Genomic DNA, 25672 nt, shown 5'->3' with positions numbered 1-25672 from the left:
CCTTTACATTAGACGATATACAGGGTATTGTAAATGGGCCTTTTCATAATGAGCACTTTGTTTGTGAATCCAATCTAATTGCGCATACCAATTGTTAGCAAAATCTTCATCGTATGTTTTTTTAAGATTAAAATCGATTTTTAATTTAGGGTGACGTGCTAGTAATTCTTGTGCTTTGTCTTCCCATACATATGGTGAAAACCCTTCTTTTTGTTGAAGAATTGTATCGAAAAAGTTCCAACTAAAAAACGAATCGACACCTTGTGGTTCTAAGGTTTCCATAAGATATCTAAAACTGCGTTGATTCGTATTTATTAAATAATCACCCTTTGAGAATTTAACCTGCTCTTCTTGAGTTTCTAATTGTACATTATAATGTGGGTAATGTCCTTCATAAGCCTGCTTTCTCGTATCGTAGCTTTTTATTTTATAAGATTGAACTGTTAATGTCGTGTCTTGGTCAAGTTCATGCATAACAACGCCATTAAGTTTTAGACGATTAATGACATTCCACCAGCCTTTAGGAATAATATAAGATGTTGGAATAGAAACCTCTAACGTGGGTGTCATATAGTTTTTATAGGTGATGTCTTTAGTGAAAGGCTTTGCTCTGTCGTATTTTAGGCGCTGAGCACCTGTAACTTTACTTTCAATCATTTGACCTTCATATCCTTTAAATTGTAATGTAGAGTTACGTGTTGTGTCTATGCTCCATTGCAACGGATATGTTTTTTTTGAACGCAAATCGGCAACGGCATTTCTGCGTAAATTTGTGATCGTTTCTCCTTCTTCTTCAGTAATTTCAATCATACTTTTCATGAGCTCATAAGTGCCTTCAACACGCTGCTTATATGGTTTTAACATATGTGTTTCAACCATCATACCAAGGGTGTTCCATAAGGTTGTATACCCTGTAGAGTATCGCGGAGAATCCATAAATTGATTAAAACCTTGTTCTGGTGTTCTATTAAATACATTTACATAGGGTGTAATGTCCCAGCTTTTATCGGCCAATTTTTGCTCAAGTTGAGGCATCATTTTGGCGTGAAGAAATTCGCCTAATTCACCACCTAATTTATTATGTTGTGTAAACAAATGCGTAAGTGTATATTGGTAATCTGCACCATTACTTGCGTGATTGTCAATAAAGACATCTGGTTGTACAGTATTAAATATTCCATGAAAAGCTCTAGCATTTTTTGTGTCAGATTTTATAAAATCTCGGTTAAGATCATAATTACGAGCGTTACCTCTAAAGCCATAAGCCTCTGGGCCATTTTGGTTTGTTCTAGTTGTAGAATTTCTGTTTAAACTTCCTCCGATATTATAAATAGGAATGGTGACAAGAACTGTCTTTTTCGGCATATCAATTTTACCTTGGGCCATATCGCGAAACAACATCATTGTGGCATCTATACCATCAGATTCTCCTGGGTGAATACCATTATTTATGAGAATAATGCGCTTTTGCTCTTTAATGTTTGTAAAGTTAAAATCTTCATCAGGATTTAAAGTAACAATATGCAGTGGATGTCCAGAATCTGTTGAACCCATTGATTCTATGGATACAGAATCGTAAGTTTCGGCTAGGTCTTTATAAAACGAAATAACCTGGTCATAGGTTGCTGTTTGCGTACCATTTGACGTTTCGAAAACAGTTTTGAAATCAAAATCTTGCTTATCTTTTTCCGAAGAACAAGACATTAGAATTAGAAGTAGAACGACTATTTTTTTCATACAGAAATTTTAAGAATAAGATCAATTGTTAATATGTTGTTTATTTCTTTATAGCTATAAAATCAAAAGCATTCAAAGTTAACTTAAATTTGATTATCCCTCTAAACTAATAGCTAAATGAAAGTTTTTATTTTACCCTTCGGAAAGATTTCTATTCTAGAGTCTCACATAGCCGAAGTCATTATAAACGAAGGCGTTTTAATTGACGCGTCAATGGTTGCAGCTTACCGAAAATTATTAGAATCTCATTTAGATAAAGACAAACCAATTTCTCTTCTCATTAATAAAGAAAATGCCTATTCATATACATTTGAAGCTCAGATAGCTATGGGCGAATTCAGTGATTTTATTGCATTTAGAGCTGTTGTGGTTTATAGTCAGAGCGCAGAAATGGCCACCCAAATTGTTATGGATATTAATAAGCATAACAATTGGAATATTAAAATATTTAGAGAGCGACAGAATGCTTTAGACTGGTTACTTATGAATCAAAATAATAAAAGTGCGATGTAGAATTCTACATTAAAATTAGTTAATTTTACGGCACTTTAATTTTTTGAAATGTCACAAACTACAAATACAATTTTAATGATTCGTCCTGTGAACTTTAGGATGAATGAAGAAACGGCTGTAAATAATTATTTCCAAGAAGATTTAAATTTAAAAAATGCCGAAATAAATGCTAAGGCTCAAAAGGAATTTGATGATTTTGTTGCAAAATTAAGAGCCGTTGGTGTTCAGGTTATTGTAGAGGAAGATGTGGCTTCTCAAGATACACCAGATTCTATATTCCCTAATAACTGGGTGAGTTTTCATGAAAATGGTGATGTGGGTCTGTACCCGATGTTTGCTGAAAACAGACGAAGAGAGCGTCGAGAAGATGTATTATTACGCTTGGAAAAAGAAGGTTTTAGAATTGAAAACATTATTGATTATACTAGTGCTGAAGATGAGAACATCTTTTTAGAAGGTACTGGAAGTTTACTTCTAGATCGTGTGAATGCTAAGGCGTATTGTGCCTTGTCTGCAAGAGCAGATGAATCGTTATTTATTGAGTTTTGCGAGGATTTCGAGTATACACCTGTTGTATTCACCGCAAATCAAACGGTAGATGGTAAGCGCTTACCCATTTATCATACTAATGTTATGATGTGTTTAGCTGAAAAATTCTCGGTAATATGTCTTGATACTATTGATGATAAAAAGGAACGTAAGAATGTTATTAAGCACCTTAAAACCGACGGAAAAGCCATAATAGATATTTCTGAAACACAAATGCATCATTTTGCGGGTAATATGTTGCAGGTTAAAGGACATAATAATCAGCGTTATCTTGTAATGAGTAAAGCTGCTCATGACAGTTTAACTCCTAAGCAAGTTGCAGATATTGAAAAATTTTGTCCAATCTTGTCAAGTTCGTTAGAAACTATCGAAACTTGTGGTGGTGGGAGTGCACGTTGTATGATGGCAGAAGTATTTTTACCAAAGGCTTAGTCTAGTTTTATAAAAATATAGCCTCCTTTTTCGGCGCCCCAGATATGATCACCTTTGTCATCAAAGCCTCTGTCCCATGAAATGATTTTATCTTCCATAATTTCTACTTCACTTGTGGCATAAGATGCGCCATAAAGAGTACTCTCACATGTTTTTTCTCCAGTTTCACCTTGATATAAGTTAGATTCCAGTCGTTTTAATAGCACTTCGCAGCCTTCCTTTTTGGTGACTTTGTCTAAATTAAGCGTATCAAATGCTTCTGGCGTTTTCCATTTTCCTATCCATAAAGAATCGTATTCAATAGTATAAATGGCAGAACTATAGACACTATCATTTAATTGCGTAACCTCATAAATACGTTGTCTATAAGGTTGATCTTGTTTAGAATTAAGTGCCTGTTCTACATACAAGAAATTTCCTTTGTCTTTCCATATAGGATACATATGAAGTGAGATATTATAATAAGTGGAGTCTACTTGGGATTGAATTTCAGAATTATAGGAGCCTTGCATTAGAGCGAAAAGTTCTGACAAGTGTTCGGAAGACAAATTGTCTTGTGAATTTGAGGTGTCATTTTTACAATTAAATAGAGATATTGCAATAAGTAATAGAAGTAGTTGACGTAGCATAGTTGATTTATTTTTTAGAAAGATACCAAAAAATGATTACTAAGCTGGCTTGATTTTTGGAAGTTCAACGTAAAATTTTGTTCCAACGTTTAGTGTGCTTTCTACCCAAATCCTACCTTTATTGAGCTCTACTAATTCTTTGCAAATTGTTAATCCTAAACCTGTTCCTTTTTCGTTACTTGTTCCTCGGGTGCTAAAGGTGCCATTCTGGAACAATTTATCTACGTTTTCTCTAGAAATACCAACACCAGTGTCTTCTACACAAATCAAACTCTTACCATCATGATCACTATTAGATACGGTAATCACATCTCCAACTCGAGTAAACTTAACTGCATTTGTGATTAAGTTTTGAATCACAATTTCGATCATACTTTTATCTGCATAAATAAAGTCGCGATGCGATTCATCAATAAGTACGATACGCTTTTGTTCAACTTTTTGTTCAACTAAGTTGATTTTATTTTGAAAAACCTCTTGTATATTGAATAGTTCTGGCTTAGGCTCTAAATTTTGCATTTGAGATTTAGACCAGTTTAAGAGGTTGTATAATAATTGTGAGGCACTATCGGCGTTTTCACTTAATTCTGGAACTAAATCATAGAACTCTTCACGTGAAATTCCATCTTCTTTGAGTAAATCGATAAACCCTTTAATTGATGATATGGAGTCTTTTAAATCGTGAGATACAATCGAGAAAAGCCTGTCTTTAACACTGTTCACTTCTTCGAGGTGCGTTGTTTTTTTAGACAGTTCTGTGTTCTGAATTTTAATTTTTTCATTCTTTTCTTGCAGTTCTCTATTAAATTTTAGAGTGTTTTTCCGTTTTAGATAAATCAATAAAAGTATGGTCGATACTATTAAGAATGCTGCTCCTAGAATATATGAAATTGCCTTCAATCGCTTTTCAAAGATAGCGTCCTCATCTTCTTTTTGTTGCTTAGCCAATGCATCGAAATCCTCTTGGTTTTCAATGAGCGGTTTAATTTCAATGGGTTGTGTAATAACAGGGAGTTTAGGCGAATTTTCCTTGTCAAGTTCACTCTTTAGGGTGAAATATTTTCCCTGCCAAAAGAATGCATTTTGAAATTTACCATTTATGGAGTCTAGCTCTTTGTGTAGCTTGTAGTTTTTTAACAACTCGAGTTTATTGTCAATTGTCGTAGCAATAGCATAGGCCTCATCAATTTGACCTTTAGCTGTTCTATAATTTCTTTGCTGGATGTTAAGGTCTCCAATAGCGTTTAACGCTCTAAGTGTACCGTCCAGATTTTTGTTTTGCTTATTAAAAGTCAACCCTTCAACCAAATATTGTCTTGCTTTTACGTAATCTTTGAATTGAAGATACTCTGCGCCAATGCGTGGCAGAATTTCACCTTTTAACTTTTGATCGGTATTTGGGTTTAGAAGTTTTAGAACTTTTTCATAGTATTCAATTGCTTTTCTGTGTTCTTTTCTTTCAGAATACAATGATGCAATATTTCTAGTGGATGTTTTTATACCAATACTGTCTCTCAGTTGCTCTCTAATGTTAAGTGCTTTAATATTAAATTCAAGAGACTTATCTACTTGCTTTGTATTGTAATAGGCTTCGGCCAGATTGTTATATGCCGAACTTAATTCTTTTCTTAGATTTCTAGATTCAAAGGTTTGAATCGCAGACAATGAATTTTCTAAACCAACAGTATAATTCCCACGCTTAATTTCTATTAAACCAATGCTGTTGTTTACTTTGGCAATACCTAAAGTATCTCCAAGTTGCATGTAATAACGCTTTGATCTGTTATAACCGTCAATAGCGTTGTAATAATCATCTTTTTGAGCATAGATTAATGCTTTATAATAATTAATATCTGCAATACCTTTGGTATGATTTAAAGATTTCGATAGACGTTCTGCATTTTCAATGTAGGTAAGTGCCTTTTTGTAACTCTTAGCTTCATAGAGCGCTTTAACTAACCTCAAAGAGGTGTCTACTTTAGATGAGTCTTGTTTTTGAAAAGATAAACGCAGGGTAAGACTATCAATCTCGCTTGCTTGTGAAAAACAGAAGAACGATGAACATAAAACAGCTAATGTAATTAACTGCTTCATACTTTGATTAGAGTTTTAATCGCAAAACTATTTTCACACAAAACCGTCATTAGGGTTGGATAGTTAGAGTGTTTAAATAATAATGCCAATCTCATTAAAGATTGATTATTAAGTTTCATCAACGTTTGGGACTTTGATTAATAGCAATACCAAAAATGAATAAAAAGCGCCTGAAACCCTAATTTTTAGGTTTTAATGCCTATAAATTAGTTAAAGTGACTATTGAAATTCACAAAATTATCGACGAATAGATAAACGGCAAAAAACATAGAAAAACGACACTTTTATCGATGAAATGCATGTTACAGATTATTTAAATTTAAATTATTGATTATCAATATTTTATGCTAATTGAATCTATAAGTGCGTTGTAGGTAAATGTTTTTTTTGCGTTGCAATGAGATATAGGATGTTTCCAGTGATTTAAGATCGAATCAATTAAAGCTCTGGAGCATCCCTAAATTTTAATAAAAAACCTATCTTTGCAGACTTATAAAAAAGTATCATAATGAATCTTCAGGAAACACTATCACACAATGTAAAACAGGCAGTTAAAGCTGTTTTTAATGCGGACTTAGAATCGGTAGAATTTCAAGCAACTCGCAAAGAGTTTGCAGGCGATATTACTGTAGTAGTATTTCCAATGCTGAGGGTTGTAAAAGGAAACCCTGTTCAAATTGGTGAACAGATTGGTGAATATTTGGTAGATCACGTTCAAGAAGTCAAAGGATTTAACGTTGTTAAAGGGTTCTTGAATGTTGAAATTAACGATGCCTACTATTTGGAGTTTTTCAATAGTATAAAGGATAATGAATCTTATGGTTTTGCCGAAACGAATTCTAATGGGAAAGCTGTGATGGTAGAGTATTCTTCACCTAACACAAATAAACCTTTGCATTTGGGACATATTCGAAATGTGATTTTAGGGTATAGCGTTTCTGAAATTTTAAAAGCATCTGGCAAAAAGGTTTATAAAACACAAATTATAAACGATAGAGGAATTCATATTTGTAAAAGTATGTTAGCTTGGAAACGTTTTGGAAACGGTGAAACACCAGAATCATCTGGCTTAAAAGGAGACAAGCTCGTTGGAAACTACTATGTAAAGTTTGATAAGGAGTACAAAAAACAAATTCAAGACTTAATCTCAAATGGTCAAGCAGAGGAGGAAGCGAAGAAGAATGCACCTCTATTACTTGAAGCTCAAAACATGCTTAGAAAATGGGAATCTGGAGACGAGGAGATTGTTGCCTTATGGGAAATGATGAATGGTTGGGTGTATGAAGGTTTTGATATCACCTATAAAAATATTGGTGTTGATTTTGATAAATTATATTATGAAAGTCAGACTTATTTGCTCGGGAAAGAATTTGTTGCAGAAGGCTTAAAAACAGGAGTGTTTTTCAAAAAGGAAGACGGTTCTGTTTGGTGCGATCTTACCGAAGAAGGACTGGATGAAAAAATAGTATTACGTAGTGATGGTACTGCTGTTTACATGACTCAGGATATTGGAACTGCAATTCAACGTGTAAAGGATTTTCCTGATATTGGAGGTATGGTGTATACCGTAGGAAATGAGCAAGAATATCATTTTCAGGTTTTATTTTTAATTATCAAAAAACTTGGTTTTGATTGGGCGGACAACCTATATCATTTGAGCTATGGTATGGTTGATTTGCCTTCTGGAAAAATGAAAAGTAGAGAAGGAACTGTTGTAGATGCTGATGATTTGGTTGATGAAATGGCACAAACAGCTGGTGAAATTTCTGAAGAATTAGGTAAATTAGATGGCTATTCTGATGATGAAAAGAAAGCACTTTATAATACAATTGGTTTAGGTGCTTTAAAATATTTTATTTTAAAGGTCGATCCAAGAAAGCGTATTTTATTTGACCCTAAGGAATCCATCGATTTCCAAGGAAATGCAGCGCCATATATACAAATGGCATATGCTAGGATACAGTCTATTTTAAGAAAGTCTGATATAGAAACAAACAAAACATTAGATCTAAACGATTTGGTTCTACATGTCAAGGAAAAAGAATTACTTAAACAAATCGAATTGTTTCCAGAAGTTATTCAAAATGCTGCGGATCATTACAGTCCTGCGCTTATAGCAAATTACACTTATGATTTGGTAAAAGAGTTTAGTTCATTCTATCAGAATGTATCAATTCTTGGTGCTGATACGACTGCCGAAAAAGCATTTAGAGTAGAATTATCTAAGACAGTGGCCAATGTTATAAAAAATGCCTTTGGTTTACTTGGTATTAATGTGCCAGAGCGTATGTAATTTAAAAAGTTGATATAAAAAAAAGCTCAAGAACAAGTCTTGAGCTTTTTTTTTATGTCGTTACTAAATTTTATAATTCTACTAAATTATTATTGACAAAGAAAATGGAGTTAACAAAAAAGAGCTTTCCATGTTCCCAGAAACTTCTAAACATTACATTGTCAACTAAATAGATAATACTTCCACTACCCATACGCTGTTCACCAAAAACCAATGAGTTATCTAGTCGTTTTAGAGCGTCTTTTCCGGCATAACCAGATACATTTTTAGGATTTTGCCCAAGATATGCCACATTATAGCCACCATCTAATAAGCTATATGATGAACTTCCTAACTTTAAGGTAAAATAGTTATCATCATATCCAAAAGCCATTGGATGCGTATTATCTACATCGGTTTTAAAAATAGCTCCTGTGATTAGGTTTTTAGTATAATCACGTTCTCGATCGGCATATTTGATGCGTTTAGCATCTTCATTATCGGTTTCAGATGCATCTGCTGGTTTATTTCTTTTTAATCCAAAACCTTCCTTATCAGCAAAACTATTAAGGGCACCATCTATGGCAATGAGTTTTCCTCCAGAACGCACCCAAGTTTTGAGTTTGGTCATTAGATTGTCATTTAATAGGCCACCATAATAACCATTAGGCATGATTAAGACGTTGTATTTAGACAAGTTAGTACCACTTAAATCATCGGTATTAATTGATGTGACAGGATACTTTAACTGTTGTTCAAAAAAGTGCCATAGTTCTCCATAACTTAAGGATGAAGTGTAATCTCCAGAGAGCATAGCAATTTTAGGAGGATTAACCAATTTGATATCTGGCGAACCAAAATCTGGTCCAGATTTAGAAAACCCAGAAGACACCGCTTTATAAACGCGATCATGGGATGATGCCACGTCTTTTACAATGGCATCAAAATTAGAAACCTTTTTGTTGTCGCCTCTTACAATAATTAGTGAACCTCTATTAAATGTTTCGCCTTGAGCGGTAAATGGTTTTTCTGTAAACCGAACTTTGATGCCTTTTTTTAATAAATCGGCTAAAAACTGAGCATCTTGTAAGCTATTCCATGTTAAAACGTAACCCGTTGGTGAAGGATCTACTATTGAAGCTGGTATGCGTATAGAACCAGTCTCTGTTTGTTGAACAGGAGTTTTACTTGCAATGGCATCTAAACCATAAGCGTAAGGAACACTCCATGCCGTAATATCATAAGTAAGAGAATCACTTAATTTAGTATTAGGTTCAAATAAGACCTTTACCATTTTTCCTTTAGGTTGGTTGGTGCTCACTATCAAATCCTTAGAAGATGTCGTCATTTGGCCTTGAGCTGCTGTTGAGTACTTGTAACCACTAACTTTACTGTTTAAACCATAGCCATATTTAATATCGTGTTTATCAAGTAATTTTGTTAGTTGGTTTATTTTATCTCTATGACCTTGTAGGACATAACTTTTATATTTGAGATTAGAATTATCAAAGAATTTAGCGAACTCCGTATTTAATTTTTTAGCATTTTTTGAAGAAATTTCTACTGTAGATAACCCTGTTACTGTATGATGTGTTAATCGATCTACTAAAGTTAAAACATCGCCTTCATCGTTTAAAATCCCGAGTCCTGCGCGTCCATGACCGCCTTGTTCGTAGGTCATACCAATGGCTCCCATATAGGTTGGGTAGGTGTCACCATAGCTAGGGTATAATAAATCGAAACGCTCTCTGGTAAAGTATAACCAACCTTCAGCATCGAAATATTTGGAGTGGTTTTTTCCTATTTGCGTTTGAAAATCTCGCTGCCAGTCACTTATAACTTCATGAAACGGCTCGGCTGCAGGGGCAAAATAATAAGGTTCGTTAATGCCTTGCTCATGAAAATCAACATGAATATGTGGCATCCATTTGTTATACGCTTTTAATCGAGATGCCGATTCAACTTGAGTTGCCCAAGCCCAATCTCTGTTAAGATCAAATAAATAATGATTTGGCCGTCCACTAGGCCAAGGTTCTTGATGTTCGCTAGCTTGTTGATCGATATCATAAGGTAGGCTTGCCGTTTCATTATACCAATTTACATAACGGTCTCTACCATCTGGATTAATGCAAGGATCTATGATAACAACTGTGTTTTTTAGATACTCTTTTTTCTCAGTGAGCAGTTTATATATGGTATTCATAGCGGCTTCCGTACTTGATGCTTCGTTACCGTGAACATTATAACTTAACCATACAATAGCGACATCGTTAGAACTAGGATTTCCTTCTAACAGACCTGCGTTTTTAAGGTTGTTTGTTCTTATGGTTTCAAGGTTTTTAAGATTCTCTTCGGAAGAAACAAAGGCTAACATTAAAGTTCGTCCTTCGTTGGTTTTACCGTATGTTTCGAGTTTAACTTGTAGTGGTTTTTGACTTTCAACATGTTTGAAATAATCTACTACCTGATGATGTCTTGAGAATTTTGTGCCTAAATCGTATCCTAAAAATTGAGAAGGAGATTGTAGGTTTTGAGCAGAAATTGTGACAGAACATAGAAATGTGACGAGAAAAGCTAATGATTTAATCATAGATTTTTAACTAATTTGATTGTGATAATGAGTAAAGATATGAAGTGCCATTGAATTAACTAAAATTTAGGACTTAAAAAAAGTTAAGAGCATTATCTTTACACGAGAATTGAACCATAACTATGCCAACAGACTGTATTCCGTTTAGAGAAACCCATTATTTTTCTTCGCTGATGTGCGATTATTTAGATGAAAAAGAAGATTTAAAACCATTTTACAATCGATTTCCATCGCTAGAGAATTTTAAAGCTCAAATCCAAGAAAAACAGCAGTCGTTTAACAGTAATACAAGAGCTATATTGGTTAAAGCATTAGAACGCCAATATAAATCAGTTGATATTTCCGAAGTAACACAGCGTAATATTAATGCACTCAAAGAAGACCACACATTTACAATAACTACTGGGCATCAACTCAATTTGTTTACGGGGCCGCTTTATTTCTTTTATAAAATTATTTCTACCATTAATTTATGTAAGCAGTTAAAAAAAGCATATCCAGAACAAAATTTTGTACCCATTTATTGGATGGCGACCGAAGATCATGACTTTGATGAAATCAATTATTTTAATTTTAGAGGACAGAAAGTACAATGGAATAGAGAGGCGTCTGGAGCTGTTGGAGAGTTACAACTTGATGGGTTGAATCACGTATTTGAAGTGTTTTCAAATCAGCTGAATTCAACAACCAGTGCTTTAGAATTGAAGCAATTATTTGAAAACGCATATATAGAACATCAAAATTTAACCGACGCCATGCGTTATTTGGTTAATACCTTATTTAAAGATTATGGATTGGTTATTATAGATGGCAACGATATTGATTTAAAACGATTGTTTATTCCGTATGTTGAGGATGAATTGATACATCAAACATCATTTAATAAAGTGTCCCATTCTAATGAACAGCTTCATGCTTTAGAGGGTAATTATAAAATTCAAGTTAACCCTAGAGCCATCAATTTGTTTTATATTAATGAGGGGATAAGAGAACGAATTGTAGAAACAGAAGGTAACTATCAGGTGCTCAATACAGATGTTTCTTGGAGTAAAAGTGAGCTACAAAACGTACTCTCAGAACACCCTGAACGCTTTAGTCCAAACGTGATAATGCGACCGTTATTCCAAGAGGTGATTTTACCAAACCTTTGCTATATTGGAGGCGGAGGGGAACTGGCGTATTGGTTAGAACTTAAGTCAAACTTTGAAGCGCAGAACGTCACATTTCCAATGTTATTGTTGCGTAATTCGGTATTACTCATTACAGATAAGCATAAAGAGAAACTTCAAAAATTAGATGTTTCGATTAAAGATTTGTTTTTGAATCAGTATGACTTAAAAACAAAAGTAACACAGAAAATATCGGAAATTGATATTGATTTTTCTTCTCAAAAAACACATTTAGAAGCGCAATTTGATGCTTTATATAAACTTGCTGAGCAAACCGATAAATCGTTTAAAGGAGCAGTTGCTGCTCAGGAGCGAAAACAAATTAAAGGTTTAGAGCATCTAGAAAAGCGATTGCTTAAAGCTCAAAAACGAAAATTAAGTAATTATTTAGAACGCGTTACAGAGCTTCAAGACGAATTATTTCCTTCTCAAAGTCTTCAAGAGCGAAATATGAATTTCTCTGAATTCTATTTGGATTATGGTGCAACACTTATTCCTAAGTTAATAGAAGAATTAGAGCCTTTAAATGGAGAATTTTCTATTGTAACACTATAAAAGTAAACCTTCCAGCTATGGATTAGGAAGATTTACTTCTTTGACTAACAGGTGTTTAATGTTTTTTTTAAGATTATAACGCTCCTAAAATCTAATCCCATTGTTTTTGTGTACTACTCAAACCTTGATACATTATTATGGCAGAATTTGTACCTCCTACATTATCAAGATCACTGTTGTCGCTAAAAGTGAAATTATAATTGGTTGGATCATCAATAACTCTAAAACCTAAATTTAAGTTGGTGTATATTCCTAGATAACCAGTGTTATTTGTTCTGATGTCATTTCCTTTTAATACAAAATAATGGTTGCCAGTCTGATGCACTTCTGGTAATACAGAACCTAAGTCGGAATATCCTGTAGTTGCGCTAGAGGTAGATGTTTTAACCTTTGTTGTATTTGGAATCGGGCCGTTAGCGGTATAGTATTTAAAGGCAAAAAGAAAACTGTTTGTTGGGATAGTGGCGCCATTGTCATTGGCAAATGATATGCCGTTGGCTGAACTTGATGCCGTACTAATATTGACGTCGTAATCATAGTGTTCATCTGTAGTACTCGTTTTTGTGATATCAGTTAAAGATGTGGCTAAAGTGTTGTATTCAGCTTCAGTAATTGTTATCCAGTCTCCAACTCCAGCAGTATTATAAGCCTCTTGCGAGTTAGAAAGGAAGAATGCAATATCATCAATGTTGTTTAGCATGACGTTTACAGAACTTGTGGCGGTGTTCATGCCGTTTGTTACAGATATAGTTGCATTTAAAGAGGCGTTGATTTCATAATCAAATTTTGTATTGTCATTGACCAAAACTTCTCCTGTTGTACTGTTAATGCTAAAAGCATCGATTGGCGTTTGAGATGCAATGCTAAAAGACAAAGTTCCTGTCATATCAGTTGTAATAATACCAATGAATGTTCCATTTTCCGGATGTTCGTTTATAGTGTTATTAATACTGGAAACAACTATAGGAGGAGTTGTTGGTCCATCATCGCTACTGCATGAGTTAGATAAGATAAACGTTGAAAAAAGAATGCATAAATAGACTGTTTTTTTTAAAATAGATTTCATAATATGCTGGTTTTGTGATTTAAAAGTGTGGGTCAACTTAATGACCTTGTAAACTTATAATCAAGATTTTAGATGCGCTAAAAATGGAGGTGGACAAATGGTAGACCAGTTGAAATATTAACACATATACATCAACTTTAAATGTTAAAAAAATATTCAAAAAATAGCATATCAGAAATCGTCAATCTAAAATCAATTATTACTTTTGCACATGCAACACAACAAAGTCCTAATTTTAGATTTCGGTTCGCAATATACTCAGCTAATTGCGCGTCGCGTCAGAGAGTTAAACATCTACTGCGAAATTCATCCATTTAATAAAATTCCATCAGATTCAGAAAGTTTTAAAGCTGTCATATTATCTGGTAGTCCAAATTCGGTAAGGGGAGAAGATGTCCTTCATCCAGATTTATCGCAAATTCGAGGAAAAAAACCGCTCTTAGCAGTTTGCTATGGCGCACAATATCTAGCTCATTTTTCGGGAGGTGAAGTGGCACCTTCTAATACGAGAGAGTATGGTAGAGCTAACTTAAATTTTGTGAAAGAAGATGAAGATTTTTTTACTGGTATTTCAAAAGGTAGTCAAGTTTGGATGAGCCATAGTGATACTATAAAGCACTTGCCTGCAAATGCAGTTTTGCTGGCTAGTACTCACGATGTAGAAAATGCCGCATTTAAGATAGACGGAGAAACAACTTATGCTATTCAATTTCATCCAGAAGTTTATCATTCTACAGATGGGAAGCAACTGCTCGAAAATTTCTTGGTTCATATTTCAAACGTAGAGCAAGATTGGACTCCAGATTCGTTTGTTGAAGAAACTGTAGCGGCTCTTAAAAACCAATTAGGCAACGATAAGGTTGTTTTAGGGTTGTCTGGAGGTGTAGATTCATCTGTAGCAGCAATTTTATTACATAAAGCTATTGGGGATAATTTGTACTGTATTTTCGTGAATAATGGATTGCTAAGAAAAAATGAGTTTGAAAGCGTACTTGAACAATATGAAGGAATGGGGCTTAATGTAAAAGGTGTTGATGCTTCGGCACGCTTTTTGGATGCCTTGGAAGATATAAGCGATCCTGAGCTAAAACGAAAAGCAATTGGTCGTGTGTTCATTGAGGTTTTTGATGATGAAGCTCATCTTATTAAAGATGTGAAATGGTTGGCACAAGGTACAATTTATCCAGATGTTATAGAAAGTGTTTCGGCTACTGGAGGTCCAAGCGCAACTATAAAAAGTCATCACAATGTAGGAGGATTGCCAGATTTTATGAAACTTAAAGTTGTAGAGCCATTAAAAGCACTATTTAAAGATGAAGTACGTCGTGTAGGCGCATCTATGGGAATGGATAAAAACATTTTAGGACGACATCCATTTCCTGGACCAGGACTAGCAATTCGTATTCTGGGTAGTCTAACTAGAGAAAATGTTCGTATATTACAAGAGGTAGATGCAGTGTTTATTGATAATTTAAAATCTTGGAATCTATACGATAAAGTATGGCAAGCAGGAGCGATTTTATTACCTGTAAATAGCGTAGGAGTAATGGGAGACGAGCGCACATATGAAAAGTGTGTTGCCTTAAGAGCTGTCGAGAGTACAGATGGTATGACCGCAGACTGGGTAAACCTTCCATATGAGTTTTTACAAAAGACCTCAAATGAAATTATAAATAAAGTAAAAGGTGTAAATAGAGTGGTTTATGATATAAGTTCAAAGCCACCAGCTACAATTGAATGGGAATAAATACGTTCAATATATAGATTAGGTAAATAGATTATAAATGAAAAAAATCATTCTAATAGTTCTTGTCATGTTATGCAGTATATCTGCTTTTGCACAAGATTATAAAACTCATAAAGTTAAGCAAGGAGAGACGATAGAAGATATTGCTAAGATATATTTAGTCACACCTTTCGATATTTATGCGCTTAACCCAGATGCTAAAAATAAACTAGACCTTAATACGGTTTTGATTATTCCAACATCAAGAGTTAAAAATGAACCTATACCAGAAACCGTAAGAGAAGTTATAGGTTTCAAAAAGCACAAAGTAAAGCGTAAACAGACTTTATATAGTATTTCGAAAGATTATAACGTTTCTATCGAAGACATAAAAAAGCATAATACGTACTTATATTCTGAAAACTTGCGTAAAGGTGACAGAATAAAAATCCCAAGATATAAAACTATTGTAAGCCAAGTATCTTTTAACAATACTGTAAAGAAATATAAAGTATTACCAAAGGAAGGTAAATGGCGCGTGGCTTATAAATTTGGCATTACAGTACCAGAACTTGAAGGGCTAAATCCAAATTTAGGAGACGTTTTACAACCAGGGCAAGAAGTTAATGTGCCTAATATTAGTGATAATGAAGAAAAAACTGTTGAAGAAAATTACAATTATTATACGGTTTTAAAGAGTGAAGGATACATGGCACTCAATAGAAAACTTGGGGTTACACAAGAACAGTTAGAAGCCTTGAATCCAGAATTAAAAGCGGGCGGGCTTAAATTAGGCATGGTATTGCGAGTTCCTCAAACGGCTAAGACAGAACTTGTTATAAAAGATGTAGAAAACACAAATTTATCAAACAGTCTAACTAATTTTAGTGGTAAAAAAATTGCTTTAATGATGCCTTATAGAACACATCGTATTGATGTAGATTCTGTTAAAGAGGCCAAAAAAGCCATACGAAAAGATGCCTTACTTAAAGTGTCTTTAGATTTCCATGCAGGAGCCTTAATGGCGATAGATTCTGCCAAACGTTTAGGGATATCAACATATCTTAAAGTGTTTGATACAAAAAATCAACCTTCGGAAATATCTAAAATATTAAATGATAATGATTTTTCTGAATATGATGCCGTTATAGGCCCTTTACTGTCTAAAAATCTAGATCGCGTAGCCACAGAGTTGAAGAAAGATAACGTTCCTGTATTATCGCCATTGACGATGCCAGAAAAGTTATATGACAATGTATTTCAAACCATTCCTTCAAACGATTTATTGGAAGAGACAATTATCAATTTTGTAAAGTCAGATTCATTGTCAAAGCATATTGTTATTATTTCAGATTCTAAACATAAGAGAATTAGTGATAAACTGAAACAAGAATTTCCGTTAGCAAAACAAATTTTTTCTAGAAAAAATAAGAAAGGCGAAGAGGCTTATTTCGTATATCAAACCGATTTAGAAAATGTATTTGTAAATGGAAGAAATATCGTGTTCTTAGAAACCGATAATGAAGGGTTTGCATCTAATGTTATTAGTATGATTAACGGTTTTATTTCTGATAATAAAGAAGTTGTCTTAATGACTACAGATAAAAATAGAGCATTTGAAGGACGTGAGATTTCTAATTACCACTTGTCTAATTTAAAATTTCATTACCCATCTCCTAACAAGACAACAGATATTTCTTCATCGAGAAATGCGTTTGTAAGAGCTTATAGACGACAATACAATGTTAGCCCTAATAGGTATGCTGTAAGAGGCTTTGATTTAACTTTAGATTTGTTATTACGTCTGGCTAGTGCAGATGACCTCTATCAAGCATCTTCTGGAGATATTGAAACTGAATACGTAGAGAATAAATTTAGATATTCTAAGAAACTATTTGGAGGCTATTACAACGAAGCTGTGTATATTGTGAAATATGATAATTTAACTATTGTAGAAGCCAAATTATGACATCAAAAGTGACCTATTTAGGTGGTTTAAGAACTGAAAGTACACACCTTAAATCAAACAATTCTTTTATAACAGATGCGCCAACAGACAATAATGGCAAAGGAGAAGCGTTTTCACCTACAGATACTGTTGCTACAGGATTAGCAAGTTGCATGATTACTGTTATGGGAATAAAAGCTAGAGATTTAAACGTTGATATGACAGGCACAACGGCTCATGTCACCAAAACAATGGCTAGTGATCCTAGACGTATTTCTAAAATTGAAGTTGTATTAGACTTCCCTTTCGAAGCTGATAAAAAAACAAGAACAATTTTAGAACGTACAGCAAATACTTGCCCTGTGCATTACAGTTTACACCCTGATATCGAAAAGGATATCACTTTTAACTGGAACTAATGTTATTAAGAATTTTAATTGTTGTATTGAGTGTACTCATTGTCCCCGAAAACAATGAGGTTAAGATTCCGTGGAGTGAATCAAAAAAACTAACCTGGGCTGATTTTAGAGGTCCTGTAGACACCAATACAGATGCCGTCGCAGTCACTGCTTCTGGAATTACATTCTCATTTTCTGTTAAGGAAAGTAATAAGAGATTGGTGAGTTTTAAAGCACAAGCCAATGCACATTTTTACCCAGAAAAATCATGGTATATAAAGGCCAAAGGTGATGATCATATTTTAGCACATGAACAGTTACACTTTGATATTACAGAATTGCATGTAAGGATATTACGCTATCAAATTTCAAGACTTAAAATGTCACAACAGATTAAAGAAGATCTTAGGCGTGTTCATGTTAAAGCTAATGAAGATCTCGCAAAAATGCAGAATGCCTACGATACTCAAAGTCAGAATTCAATCAATAAAGAGCAGCAAGCCATTTGGTCGGAGTTTGTGAAATCTGAACTTAAAAAATTTGAAGACTTCAAGTCTCAGTAGGGTCATGCTTCAACCTGATAAAACCTTTCTTATAAAATTAGCGCATACCAGAATGCCATATGGTAAATACGAAGGTCGCTACCTTATCGATTTACCTGAGCATTATATTGTATGGTATCATAATAAAGGGTTTCCAAAAGGGAAACTAGGCGATATGCTTACTCAAGTATATGAGTTGAAATTAAATGGTCTTGAAGATTTAATTAGAGACATTCAGAAACGCTATCCTAAATAAAGTCTCACTTATAGGTTTTAGAAAGTTCCTGTAAAACGTGTATAGCTTTGCTAGCATCCTTAGAGTCTACAAAAATATGATCGTGATAGTAACCAGCAACGACATTACAACTGATATTATTTAGGGCTAATTCGTTAGAAAAAACTGCCGTTAAGCCCACAGCATCTAACGATGAGTGTATCATTAATGTGATCCATGAAGATACGTAATCATAATTAAGACCTAGTGCGTCTGCTTTGCTTTGTTCTAGAACAACAGTTGTGCCTTCAATTTCTTGAAATTCACAAATAGTATCGTCTCTTTTTATTCGGTCTAAATTCTTAACTGTACAAAACACATAATTGCCTTTATGCAGTTGTGGTGTCATACCCTTTATAAGTTGAACTAAATTGGTTTCTCCAGACATGTTTATTGCTTTTTAAGGTCTAATCTCATTTCTAACTGACTTAGGTGATGCTTAAGGCCAATGGTTTGTAAAAAGGTATTGGTAGACTTAGATTGCTCATCAACATTGATAATAGATAAGTCTGGACTAAATGTTTTTGAAATATGCAGTATAATTGATGATGCTATGTTTTGTCTTCGGAAACGTGCATTCACAGCTATTTGCTGTAGTCGTTTACTTTGTGCATTATAAATAACATAGCCTACAAGAGTTTTGTTAATGAAAGCTCCAAAAATATGATTGTTGCTTTTTAGTTTGTTCAAAACATGAGGTGCATTTTGCCACGTGGGAGTACTATCCCAAAACGATTCCATTAGTTCCCAATCATAGTATAATAATTCTCTAATTTCAACAGCATTTGACACTTTAGAAATAGTAACATTTCCTTTATAGCAATGCAACATTCTCTTCGTTTTAAAACCTACTTTCTCATAAGATTTTATAGCTTGAGTATTAGTTGAAATGACTTCTAAAACAATGGCATCTACATTTTTTTCTTTTAAAACAGGAATGATAAAATCGTACATTCTAGCCGTTAAGCCATGTCCTCTTTTTTCGGGGATTACACCTGTTCCACCATTATATACCAACTTGGAAGTGCCTACGGTTTGGATGCCATGACATATAAATCCTACGAGCTTATCTTTATCAAATGCACCAACTGAAATATTTAAATCGGTATGATCTGCTAGCAGTTTATATTGTAACTGCTCTAATGTAAGCCGAAATGGTATAAAATAATCTGAAAAGGCCAGATTGAATGTGGCTAATAGCTGACTGGTTGATATATTTTTTAGAACATTTATGGTCATAAGAACAGGTCTATTTATTGTTTTAATTCTGCGATTTGTTGCTCTGCATAGCTCTTGTACTGTGTATCTCCCAAAGCAATGACCTTTTCATAGTAAACAATAGATTTTTTTGCATCTCCCTTTAATTTATAACAATGGGCAATATTAGATAAAACAATAGCGTCTTTCGAATTTATCTTTTCAGCTTTAAAGAGGGACTCAAGACCTTCATCATATGCTCCCGTTACCATATAAGTTAAAGCAACATTAGATAAACTCTCAACATGATTTGGATAATAATTTAAAATCTCTTCGGCAATGGTTCTCATGTTATTCAGTAATTTATCATCTCCAGTATTATACAATTGTACCTGGTAGGTTTGAATAGATGACAAGAGTAAAGATTTACCATCTTCTCTGTTTTCATCGTTAGTCCAAGTCCAACGATTATCATTTTGAGAAGAATGTTTTACGGTTTTAATAATTTCTGATGTAAATGCTGCCCAATTTTTGGTTTGCCCTAAAGCATATACTTTTCCAAATCTCATATCTAAACGGTCAGGAAATAAAGCAATGCCTTTATCAATGGCCTCCATTGCATTTTGAATATCTTTCGCATTATAAATGATCTGACCTCCTAAATAACCAGCTGTTTGATTAAGGCTGTCTTTTAGTGCCAAACCATCTCCATTGGGTTTATCGTTGGTTAATGCAATAACCTCTTGTTTAGATTTGAGAAAATAATAGTTAAAAAAACTCGTATAAAGTTCTGGGTCTTTAGGGTTTGACGTTTTCCATTGTTTAAGAACTTTTAGTTGACTAACCGTATCATTGGTCTTACAATGTTCTAGAAATTCGTTGTAAAAATCTTGTGACCAAGCTAATTGTGATAGCCCAATGATGCTAAAAAAAAGTATGAGTTTTTTCATTTTATTTATTTAAATATATATTATTTATTGATTAAGTATGCCCATGTAGGCTTTCCAAACGCCAACGTTAGTTGCGTATTGTTTTGCCATAACACGGTTAATTTGTGCTAAATGAGCCAAATCATGAACAACCCAAGCTGATAACAATTGTTGTAAGGTAACGACTCCGAGTTCTGGATGAATACCAGTTTTATTGAGGTCGTCGACACCTAAATTAAGTGATTTTAACGTCATAAGATTTTGGTCTCTAAGTATTTTGAATGTGTTTAGTAATTCTGAAATTGGTCTATTTTGATCTTCACGTTGTTGTGCAAACCGATCGTAGGGTTCAAAGGTTTTAGTATTGGATGTGCTTAAAATAATTTTGGCACGTGCCATCCAGTCTGTTTTTTCTCCATGAATAAAATGACCAATAATGTCATAAGGACTCCAAGTATTTTCACCTTCATTGGATTTTATCCAAGATTCTGGTAAACCATTAAGCAAAGAACTTACAGTTTCAGGAGTTCTTTCAAGGATATTAATAGCCTCATTTAAATTGAATGTTATCATAGTTACTTTATTGCATATTTAATCTAGTATAAAAAATTCATCGCAAACGTTTCTAAATTTAATATTACTAAAATTAGTTAAAGCCTGATTAAATGGTGTATGTCCTAATTCATCTTAGTAAATTCCATAATCCAATTGGTTTCCCATTGGCTGTTTTTCTCATCAAAGTAGGCTTGTTTCCATAGTGCTGTATTTTCGGATGGTTTTGTCCAAGTAAACCGTAATTTGTAGGAACGACCTTCATAAGTTTCTTCACCATAAAATTCACCAATACCGTTTTTAAATTCGCCAACAACCTGTTCTTTTAAATAATTTTCGGGATGTGCAGTGTCTGCCCAATAGATCGTCCATGAGTTGGTTTTTGGGTTTACCATTCTAATACTAAATCCGATAAAATCATCTCCAAAATGTGATGATTTCATTTCATCCATCAAACCTAATCCATTAAGAAATGGTTTGGTTTGCATTTCGGCTTGAAACTCAGTCCATTCATTACAATTATTAAGGCGTTCTTTTAATTTTTTATTTAGGACGGTCCACTTTCCAATAAGGAAGTTAAAGTCGTAAATATCTATGTTGGTTGCGTTCATTCTCGAGCGTATAGATTAGCGATGTTAGTTAATTGTCCATTTTTAAATATCAGTTTGGATTGGCTTAAAAATATGGTGTCTCCATCGTGGCGAAAGCCATCACCATCAGACGGATAATGACCTTTTAAAATACTATCAATTTGATGCCTCGATTGATCAGATTTAGATAAGATTTCATCAATGATACGAATGTCATATTCATGATTTTGAATATCCCATGTCTTTGAAGATACTTCATAATCGTAATCTAACTTTCGTAAATAGAAATAGCACAATAGTATTATAAAAGAAAGGCATGCCATCCAGAATAGTGACTTGTAAGTTTTCATAGTTGAAATTATAATTATTTTCCGAATGGGATGAGTTTTTCTATTTCAGGTTTAAATCCAATATTTTCTTCTAGTTGAGCGATTAATTGTCTGGCTAAGGTTAATGGATGATTTTGAAAATCGACATCGTAAATAGCGTCTTCAGATTTGTTCATTAATGTTCCTTCGGTGAATGAACTATCGTAAGGATCCGAAAACCAATTTTCAATGCCATCATCTCCAAATGAAATTTTTCCTTCACCTAGAAGTTTATCTACAATTACAGTGTCTCGCATTCCAGTCATTCCAATCTCAGGAGCTTGTATTTTCACCACATAACTGCAGGTCTTAAAAGGAATCGTCAAGGATGCTAAATAAACCATCCCAGTAGGTTCTTGAGGAATTTTGAATATAGTTTTTACAGCAGAATGTGTTTTTAGCTGCGTTGTATCTACTAAAACTAAGCCGCCATTGTGTTGAACTATTTGATTTCTATAGAAATTTCTAAGAGCATCTTTATTTTTTATCGTTGGCAAATCGGGTTCTAAGTCAAAGAAATGTAAAGACAGCGCAATACTTTGCTCTGGGTTAATCCATTGTTTAATAGTCTTATTGTCTTGTTGTTTTGTCCAATTAAGATCAGGAATTGTTAGTGAGTTGATATTAGCTTTTTTTTTGTTGAAGAAGTTTATCATTTCGTTTTATAATGTTGGCTATTCGTTCTTTTCTATAGCTACTAATTTAGTAAAAGAAAACAAAGAATCTAGCTTAATTGAGATGTCATTCTAATGAAGAATAACTTAAAGTAAATTTATTTATAATCTTTATGCCTATAATATTTTGGGCTTGAATCTATCCTTACATGCAGCCAATGAACTCCTAAACCAGCTGTACTTAGCCATTTTTTATCTTCTCCAAGAAATTGAGAAAAGGTCGTTCCTACTTTTTTCCAGAATGATAAAATCTGTGATTTAGGTGCATGGCGTAAGAATAATGCTAAATGTGCGTAGTGTTTTGCTTCTGAAATTTTCGTAGGTACAACCAGTTGCGCATCACCTCTAAGATTAGGAAAGCTAACAACATCCTCGTGTGGCGTAAAGTACTTTTCGAAGCGAGAACTATTGGCAACCAAATACTTTAAATTAGAGCCTTCAACAAGAACAAATTCGAAATCAAAATCGAGTTCATTTTTATTGATTGGCTTCACTTCCCAAAAGAAGCCTTTAAAATCACAGGTTCTTAAAAGTTCTGTATAAAATGTACAGAACTCAACCGAGTTTTGAATGAGATCTATCCAATCACGATAACTAATGGTTTTACCATCATTATGAATTTGAAACTTTAGAGTCCCTTCGTTTAAAATGTCGGTTTGAAATGTCCACATCATGTTGTTAAGGTTTAGGTCATTTAGAAGGTATGCGGAATGAAGACCATAAAAGGAACGTTAGTTTTATTGAATCACTAATTTTTTAGTTGCCTTGCCTAAATTGGTTTTAATTTCAACATAATAAAGGCCTGAAGCAAGTTTTGATGTATCAATAATCAGGTTGTTAACTGTACGAATTAATTTCCCTAAACTATTATAGATATTTACGGTATTTAATGTAGTTGCGTCATTCAACTCAATTGTAACTTCTTCTTTAGCGGGGTTGGGAAACATACTAATTTGGGATTGAATCAAATCGTTCACAGACAGTAATGCGCTCAAATTGTAAATTCTGGTGTGCCCAGAATTATCTCCATTTCCGTCATTTCTTGATGCACCAATAGCAAGTGTACTAGCGTCTTCAGACAAACTTACACTCCAGCCAGAGTAATCTTCATTCGCTTCACCAAAAATATTAGTTCCTATTTGGGACCAAAAACCACCTACGTTTTTAAAAATTCGTGTACGTCCTTTGTCAGTAGACCCACTCATACTGCCTATTTCTCCAATAGCCAATATGTCTCCATTGGAAGATAAGCTCACGCTCCAGCCTGTTCGATAGTAAGCTATTTCTCCCATAATAGCACTACCAATTTGATGCCATATTCCAGATTCGTAATTAAAGACTCTAACACGTCCACGTTGAATAAAAGCATCGCTATAATCAGGTTCTCCAACAGCTACAGTATTACCATCAGATGAGATGGCAACGTCACTAATGTCTAACCCAGATACATTGTCGCCTATAATTTCGTTTCCTAGTTGTGTCCATTGACCTGCAATGTTCTCATAGATAAATACCGAATCGTAGTTGGCGATTACAATCCTATTGCCATCTGAAGATGTATTTACGCTAAGTCCAGAATGACCTGCAAAAACAGAACCTTCAATGTTATTTCCAAGTTGGCTCCAAGTGCCCGAATTATATTCAAATATTTGAATAATCCCGGACTCAGGTGGAGGAGGGGTTCCTAATCCTGGTATTCCAATGATCACTTTATTTCCATCGGCTGATAAGCTAACGCTATAACCAAAAGTACCTACGCCAGTATTATTTGTAATAATATTACCTTTCTGTGTCCAAAAACCGGTTACAGCATCGTAAGTATATAACCTCACAGCATTAGACCATCCACCTATTGCTAAAGTGTTACCATCTGCAGATAGACTTACATCATAAGCACCAATGCCTCCAAAATTAGCACCATTTTGATCTGTTCCATATAAACTCCAAACCCCATTATTGTTTTTAAATACACGGATATTTCCTTGTCCTCCAGCATTTCCAATACCTACGCAAGCAACAACGGTCCCATCAGAAGATATACTCGTTTTATTTCCAAAAAGGTTACCAGCGCTTAGACCATCTATGTCATCTCCAATTTGAACTTGCCCTTGAATAGATATGACAGTTCCTGTTAAAATCAATAATGCTAACCTTTTTTTTATTCTAAGCATCATAGACTATCTAATTTAGTTTTTTTTCCCAATCGTCATTTGATATAATCTCTGTGAGTTCTAATACTGTTGTTTTTCCGTTAGGGTAGTTCTTTTCCATTTTAACTAGTCCTAACCCTTGAGCATAGTAACTATATTGATAGTATTCATTGTCATAATTGGCGCCTGGGATTTTGGTTTTATAAACCCCTTTAAATTTGAGAACGGGATAGTCTTTTCCTAGGATGGTTAAGACCTCTTCTTTCAAAAAAGTTCTGCATTTAGAGAACGACACTTTTCCGTATGTTCCATCAATATACTCTGATGAGTAGCAGTAGGTTTGATCTTTTTTCCATTTAAAAACATCTACTTCTTTTAGATTGTTTTTGATAACTTCTATTTCTCCAATTTTATTCCAGTGGTAACTAATAAACTTTAAAACTTTTGATCCATCAGAGTTGAACTCTTCTACAAAGAATTCATATTTTTTAAGATCGTTTGAATAGGCTTCTGTTATCAAAGTGTTTTTCTTGGTGTTTGATGTTAATTTCCAATATTCTGTTTTCGAAGTATCAGACTTACATTCATATTTAAAAATGATACTTGTGCTTAAATCCGATAGCTGAAAATAATACGCCTTCGTGGAGTCGTTTTTTAGAAAAAATAGTGCAGTAAGAATTAAAAATGATTTGAAAAATTTCATAATAATTGACTATGT

The 25672-nt window shown here is 33.9% G+C and carries 24 protein-coding genes; 9 read left to right on the top strand and 15 right to left on the bottom strand.

Annotation, left to right across the window (positions count from 1 at the left end):
- Nucleotides 1–3: 3 nt before the first annotated feature.
- Complete coding sequence (locus Q0787_RS14585; RefSeq protein WP_298903575.1) at nt 4–1737, bottom strand: M14 family metallopeptidase; 1734 nt, start codon at nt 1735–1737, stop codon at nt 4–6.
- Between the two features lie 117 nt (nt 1738–1854).
- On the opposite strand from Q0787_RS14585, the gene Q0787_RS14580 reads away from it, so the two are divergent.
- Both Q0787_RS14580 and ctlX read left to right on the top strand, forming a co-directional pair.
- Entirely contained in the window at nt 1855–2250 is a 396-nt protein-coding gene (locus Q0787_RS14580; RefSeq protein ID WP_298903574.1) for an STAS/SEC14 domain-containing protein, read from the top strand.
- 48 nt (nt 2251–2298) lie between these two features.
- Nucleotides 2299–3231, top strand: coding sequence for a citrulline utilization hydrolase CtlX (gene ctlX / locus Q0787_RS14575; protein ID WP_298903573.1), 933 nt, complete (start codon nt 2299–2301; stop codon nt 3229–3231).
- Here the strand turns inward: ctlX and Q0787_RS14570 are convergent.
- Both Q0787_RS14570 and Q0787_RS14565 read right to left on the bottom strand, forming a co-directional pair.
- Nucleotides 3228–3860 (bottom strand): chromophore lyase CpcT/CpeT, encoded by a 633-nt coding sequence (locus Q0787_RS14570; protein WP_298903572.1) that lies wholly within the window; start codon nt 3858–3860, stop codon nt 3228–3230. The two genes, ctlX and Q0787_RS14570, sit on opposite strands and share 4 nt — an antisense overlap.
- A 39-nt stretch (nt 3861–3899) precedes the next feature.
- On the bottom strand, nt 3900–5954 hold the full coding sequence (locus Q0787_RS14565; RefSeq protein WP_298903571.1) for a tetratricopeptide repeat-containing sensor histidine kinase: 2055 nt from the start codon (nt 5952–5954) through the stop codon (nt 3900–3902).
- A 508-nt stretch (nt 5955–6462) separates the two neighbouring features.
- On the opposite strand from Q0787_RS14565, the gene argS reads away from it, so the two are divergent.
- Nucleotides 6463–8247: an arginine--tRNA ligase gene (gene argS / locus Q0787_RS14560; protein ID WP_298903570.1), complete on the top strand. Its 1785-nt coding sequence runs from the start codon at nt 6463–6465 to the stop codon at nt 8245–8247.
- Between the two features lie 70 nt (nt 8248–8317).
- Here argS and Q0787_RS14555 read toward each other — a convergent pair whose 3' ends face one another.
- Nucleotides 8318–10816 (bottom strand): M14 family metallopeptidase, encoded by a 2499-nt coding sequence (locus tag Q0787_RS14555; RefSeq protein ID WP_298903569.1) that lies wholly within the window; start codon nt 10814–10816, stop codon nt 8318–8320.
- Between the two features lie 122 nt (nt 10817–10938).
- Between Q0787_RS14555 and bshC the strand changes: the two genes are divergently transcribed.
- Complete coding sequence (gene bshC, locus Q0787_RS14550; protein ID WP_298903568.1) at nt 10939–12540, top strand: bacillithiol biosynthesis cysteine-adding enzyme BshC; 1602 nt, start codon at nt 10939–10941, stop codon at nt 12538–12540.
- A 91-nt stretch (nt 12541–12631) separates the two neighbouring features.
- On the opposite strand, the gene Q0787_RS14545 is transcribed toward bshC, so the two are convergent.
- Nucleotides 12632–13606 (bottom strand): cadherin repeat domain-containing protein, encoded by a 975-nt coding sequence (locus tag Q0787_RS14545; protein ID WP_298903567.1) that lies wholly within the window; start codon nt 13604–13606, stop codon nt 12632–12634.
- A gap of 211 nt (nt 13607–13817) precedes the next feature.
- Here Q0787_RS14545 and guaA point away from each other — a divergent pair, with 211 nt between their 5' ends.
- From guaA to Q0787_RS14520, 5 genes are read left to right on the top strand one after another with little or no spacing between them, the layout of a single operon-like run.
- On the top strand, nt 13818–15353 hold the full coding sequence (gene guaA, locus Q0787_RS14540) for a glutamine-hydrolyzing GMP synthase (protein ID WP_298903566.1): 1536 nt from the start codon (nt 13818–13820) through the stop codon (nt 15351–15353).
- A gap of 37 nt (nt 15354–15390) precedes the next feature.
- Nucleotides 15391–17301 carry a LysM peptidoglycan-binding domain-containing protein gene (locus Q0787_RS14535; protein ID WP_298903565.1) on the top strand — a complete coding sequence of 637 codons (1911 nt, stop codon included), beginning with the start codon at nt 15391–15393 and terminating at the stop codon, nt 17299–17301.
- Nucleotides 17298–17699: an OsmC family protein gene (locus tag Q0787_RS14530; RefSeq protein WP_298903564.1), complete on the top strand. Its 402-nt coding sequence runs from the start codon at nt 17298–17300 to the stop codon at nt 17697–17699. The genes Q0787_RS14535 and Q0787_RS14530 overlap by 4 nt, the downstream gene beginning before the upstream one ends.
- Entirely contained in the window at nt 17699–18241 is a 543-nt protein-coding gene (locus Q0787_RS14525; RefSeq protein WP_298903563.1) for a DUF922 domain-containing protein, read from the top strand. The genes Q0787_RS14530 and Q0787_RS14525 overlap by 1 nt, the downstream gene beginning before the upstream one ends.
- A gap of 4 nt (nt 18242–18245) precedes the next feature.
- A complete protein-coding gene (locus Q0787_RS14520) occupies nt 18246–18476 on the top strand; it encodes a DUF3820 family protein (protein ID WP_298903792.1) in 231 nt (76 codons plus the stop codon).
- A 4-nt stretch (nt 18477–18480) separates the two neighbouring features.
- Here the strand turns inward: Q0787_RS14520 and Q0787_RS14515 are convergent, their stop codons facing one another.
- The 10 genes from Q0787_RS14515 to Q0787_RS14470 all read right to left on the bottom strand — a co-directional run bounded on the left by Q0787_RS14515 (nt 18481) and on the right by Q0787_RS14470 (nt 25657).
- Complete coding sequence (locus Q0787_RS14515) at nt 18481–18882, bottom strand: ACT domain-containing protein (protein ID WP_298903562.1); 402 nt, start codon at nt 18880–18882, stop codon at nt 18481–18483.
- A gap of 2 nt (nt 18883–18884) precedes the next feature.
- Complete coding sequence (locus tag Q0787_RS14510) at nt 18885–19733, bottom strand: GNAT family N-acetyltransferase (RefSeq protein WP_298903561.1); 849 nt, start codon at nt 19731–19733, stop codon at nt 18885–18887.
- Between the two features lie 14 nt (nt 19734–19747).
- A complete protein-coding gene (locus Q0787_RS14505; RefSeq protein ID WP_298903560.1) occupies nt 19748–20641 on the bottom strand; it encodes a tetratricopeptide repeat protein in 894 nt (297 codons plus the stop codon).
- A gap of 24 nt (nt 20642–20665) precedes the next feature.
- On the bottom strand, nt 20666–21193 hold the full coding sequence (locus Q0787_RS14500) for a DinB family protein (protein ID WP_298903559.1): 528 nt from the start codon (nt 21191–21193) through the stop codon (nt 20666–20668).
- 104 nt (nt 21194–21297) lie between these two features.
- Complete coding sequence (locus Q0787_RS14495; protein WP_298903558.1) at nt 21298–21783, bottom strand: hypothetical protein; 486 nt, start codon at nt 21781–21783, stop codon at nt 21298–21300.
- Nucleotides 21780–22112: a hypothetical protein gene (locus Q0787_RS14490; RefSeq protein WP_298903557.1), complete on the bottom strand. Its 333-nt coding sequence runs from the start codon at nt 22110–22112 to the stop codon at nt 21780–21782. The genes Q0787_RS14495 and Q0787_RS14490 overlap by 4 nt, the downstream gene beginning before the upstream one ends.
- A gap of 14 nt (nt 22113–22126) precedes the next feature.
- Nucleotides 22127–22786 (bottom strand): hypothetical protein, encoded by a 660-nt coding sequence (locus tag Q0787_RS14485; protein ID WP_298903556.1) that lies wholly within the window; start codon nt 22784–22786, stop codon nt 22127–22129.
- A gap of 116 nt (nt 22787–22902) precedes the next feature.
- Complete coding sequence (locus Q0787_RS14480; RefSeq protein WP_298903555.1) at nt 22903–23478, bottom strand: hypothetical protein; 576 nt, start codon at nt 23476–23478, stop codon at nt 22903–22905.
- 63 nt (nt 23479–23541) lie between these two features.
- Complete coding sequence (locus Q0787_RS14475; RefSeq protein WP_298903554.1) at nt 23542–24978, bottom strand: T9SS type A sorting domain-containing protein; 1437 nt, start codon at nt 24976–24978, stop codon at nt 23542–23544.
- Between the two features lie 7 nt (nt 24979–24985).
- The gene (locus Q0787_RS14470; RefSeq protein ID WP_298903553.1) at nt 24986–25657 is read right to left on the bottom strand and encodes a hypothetical protein; all 672 of its coding nucleotides are present in this window, start codon (nt 25655–25657) and stop codon (nt 24986–24988) included.
- Nucleotides 25658–25672 lie beyond the last annotated feature (15 nt).

Origin of the sequence: uncultured Psychroserpens sp. (assembly GCF_947492715.1) — a bacterium.
In the GTDB taxonomy this organism is placed as follows: Bacteria; Bacteroidota; Bacteroidia; order Flavobacteriales; family Flavobacteriaceae; genus Psychroserpens.
Note: the sequence above shows the minus strand (reverse complement) of the source record. Positions and strands in the feature narration are given on the sequence as shown.

Coding starts and splice junctions, on each gene's coding strand:
- Q0787_RS14585 (WP_298903575.1), bottom strand. CDS start 1,737: ATGAAAAAAATAGTCGTTCTACTTCTAATTCTAATGTCTTGTTCTTCG.
- Q0787_RS14580 (WP_298903574.1), top strand. CDS start 1,855: ATGAAAGTTTTTATTTTACCCTTCGGAAAGATTTCTATTCTAGAGTCT.
- ctlX (WP_298903573.1), top strand. CDS start 2,299: ATGTCACAAACTACAAATACAATTTTAATGATTCGTCCTGTGAACTTT.
- Q0787_RS14570 (WP_298903572.1), bottom strand. CDS start 3,860: ATGCTACGTCAACTACTTCTATTACTTATTGCAATATCTCTATTTAAT.
- Q0787_RS14565 (WP_298903571.1), bottom strand. CDS start 5,954: ATGAAGCAGTTAATTACATTAGCTGTTTTATGTTCATCGTTCTTCTGT.
- argS (WP_298903570.1), top strand. CDS start 6,463: ATGAATCTTCAGGAAACACTATCACACAATGTAAAACAGGCAGTTAAA.
- Q0787_RS14555 (WP_298903569.1), bottom strand. CDS start 10,816: ATGATTAAATCATTAGCTTTTCTCGTCACATTTCTATGTTCTGTCACA.
- bshC (WP_298903568.1), top strand. CDS start 10,939: ATGCCAACAGACTGTATTCCGTTTAGAGAAACCCATTATTTTTCTTCG.
- Q0787_RS14545 (WP_298903567.1), bottom strand. CDS start 13,606: ATGAAATCTATTTTAAAAAAAACAGTCTATTTATGCATTCTTTTTTCA.
- guaA (WP_298903566.1), top strand. CDS start 13,818: ATGCAACACAACAAAGTCCTAATTTTAGATTTCGGTTCGCAATATACT.
- Q0787_RS14535 (WP_298903565.1), top strand. CDS start 15,391: ATGAAAAAAATCATTCTAATAGTTCTTGTCATGTTATGCAGTATATCT.
- Q0787_RS14530 (WP_298903564.1), top strand. CDS start 17,298: ATGACATCAAAAGTGACCTATTTAGGTGGTTTAAGAACTGAAAGTACA.
- Q0787_RS14525 (WP_298903563.1), top strand. CDS start 17,699: ATGTTATTAAGAATTTTAATTGTTGTATTGAGTGTACTCATTGTCCCC.
- Q0787_RS14520 (WP_298903792.1), top strand. CDS start 18,246: ATGCTTCAACCTGATAAAACCTTTCTTATAAAATTAGCGCATACCAGA.
- Q0787_RS14515 (WP_298903562.1), bottom strand. CDS start 18,882: ATGTCTGGAGAAACCAATTTAGTTCAACTTATAAAGGGTATGACACCA.
- Q0787_RS14510 (WP_298903561.1), bottom strand. CDS start 19,733: ATGACCATAAATGTTCTAAAAAATATATCAACCAGTCAGCTATTAGCC.
- Q0787_RS14505 (WP_298903560.1), bottom strand. CDS start 20,641: ATGAAAAAACTCATACTTTTTTTTAGCATCATTGGGCTATCACAATTA.
- Q0787_RS14500 (WP_298903559.1), bottom strand. CDS start 21,193: ATGATAACATTCAATTTAAATGAGGCTATTAATATCCTTGAAAGAACT.
- Q0787_RS14495 (WP_298903558.1), bottom strand. CDS start 21,783: ATGAACGCAACCAACATAGATATTTACGACTTTAACTTCCTTATTGGA.
- Q0787_RS14490 (WP_298903557.1), bottom strand. CDS start 22,112: ATGAAAACTTACAAGTCACTATTCTGGATGGCATGCCTTTCTTTTATA.
- Q0787_RS14485 (WP_298903556.1), bottom strand. CDS start 22,786: ATGATAAACTTCTTCAACAAAAAAAAAGCTAATATCAACTCACTAACA.
- Q0787_RS14480 (WP_298903555.1), bottom strand. CDS start 23,478: ATGATGTGGACATTTCAAACCGACATTTTAAACGAAGGGACTCTAAAG.
- Q0787_RS14475 (WP_298903554.1), bottom strand. CDS start 24,978: ATGATGCTTAGAATAAAAAAAAGGTTAGCATTATTGATTTTAACAGGA.
- Q0787_RS14470 (WP_298903553.1), bottom strand. CDS start 25,657: ATGAAATTTTTCAAATCATTTTTAATTCTTACTGCACTATTTTTTCTA.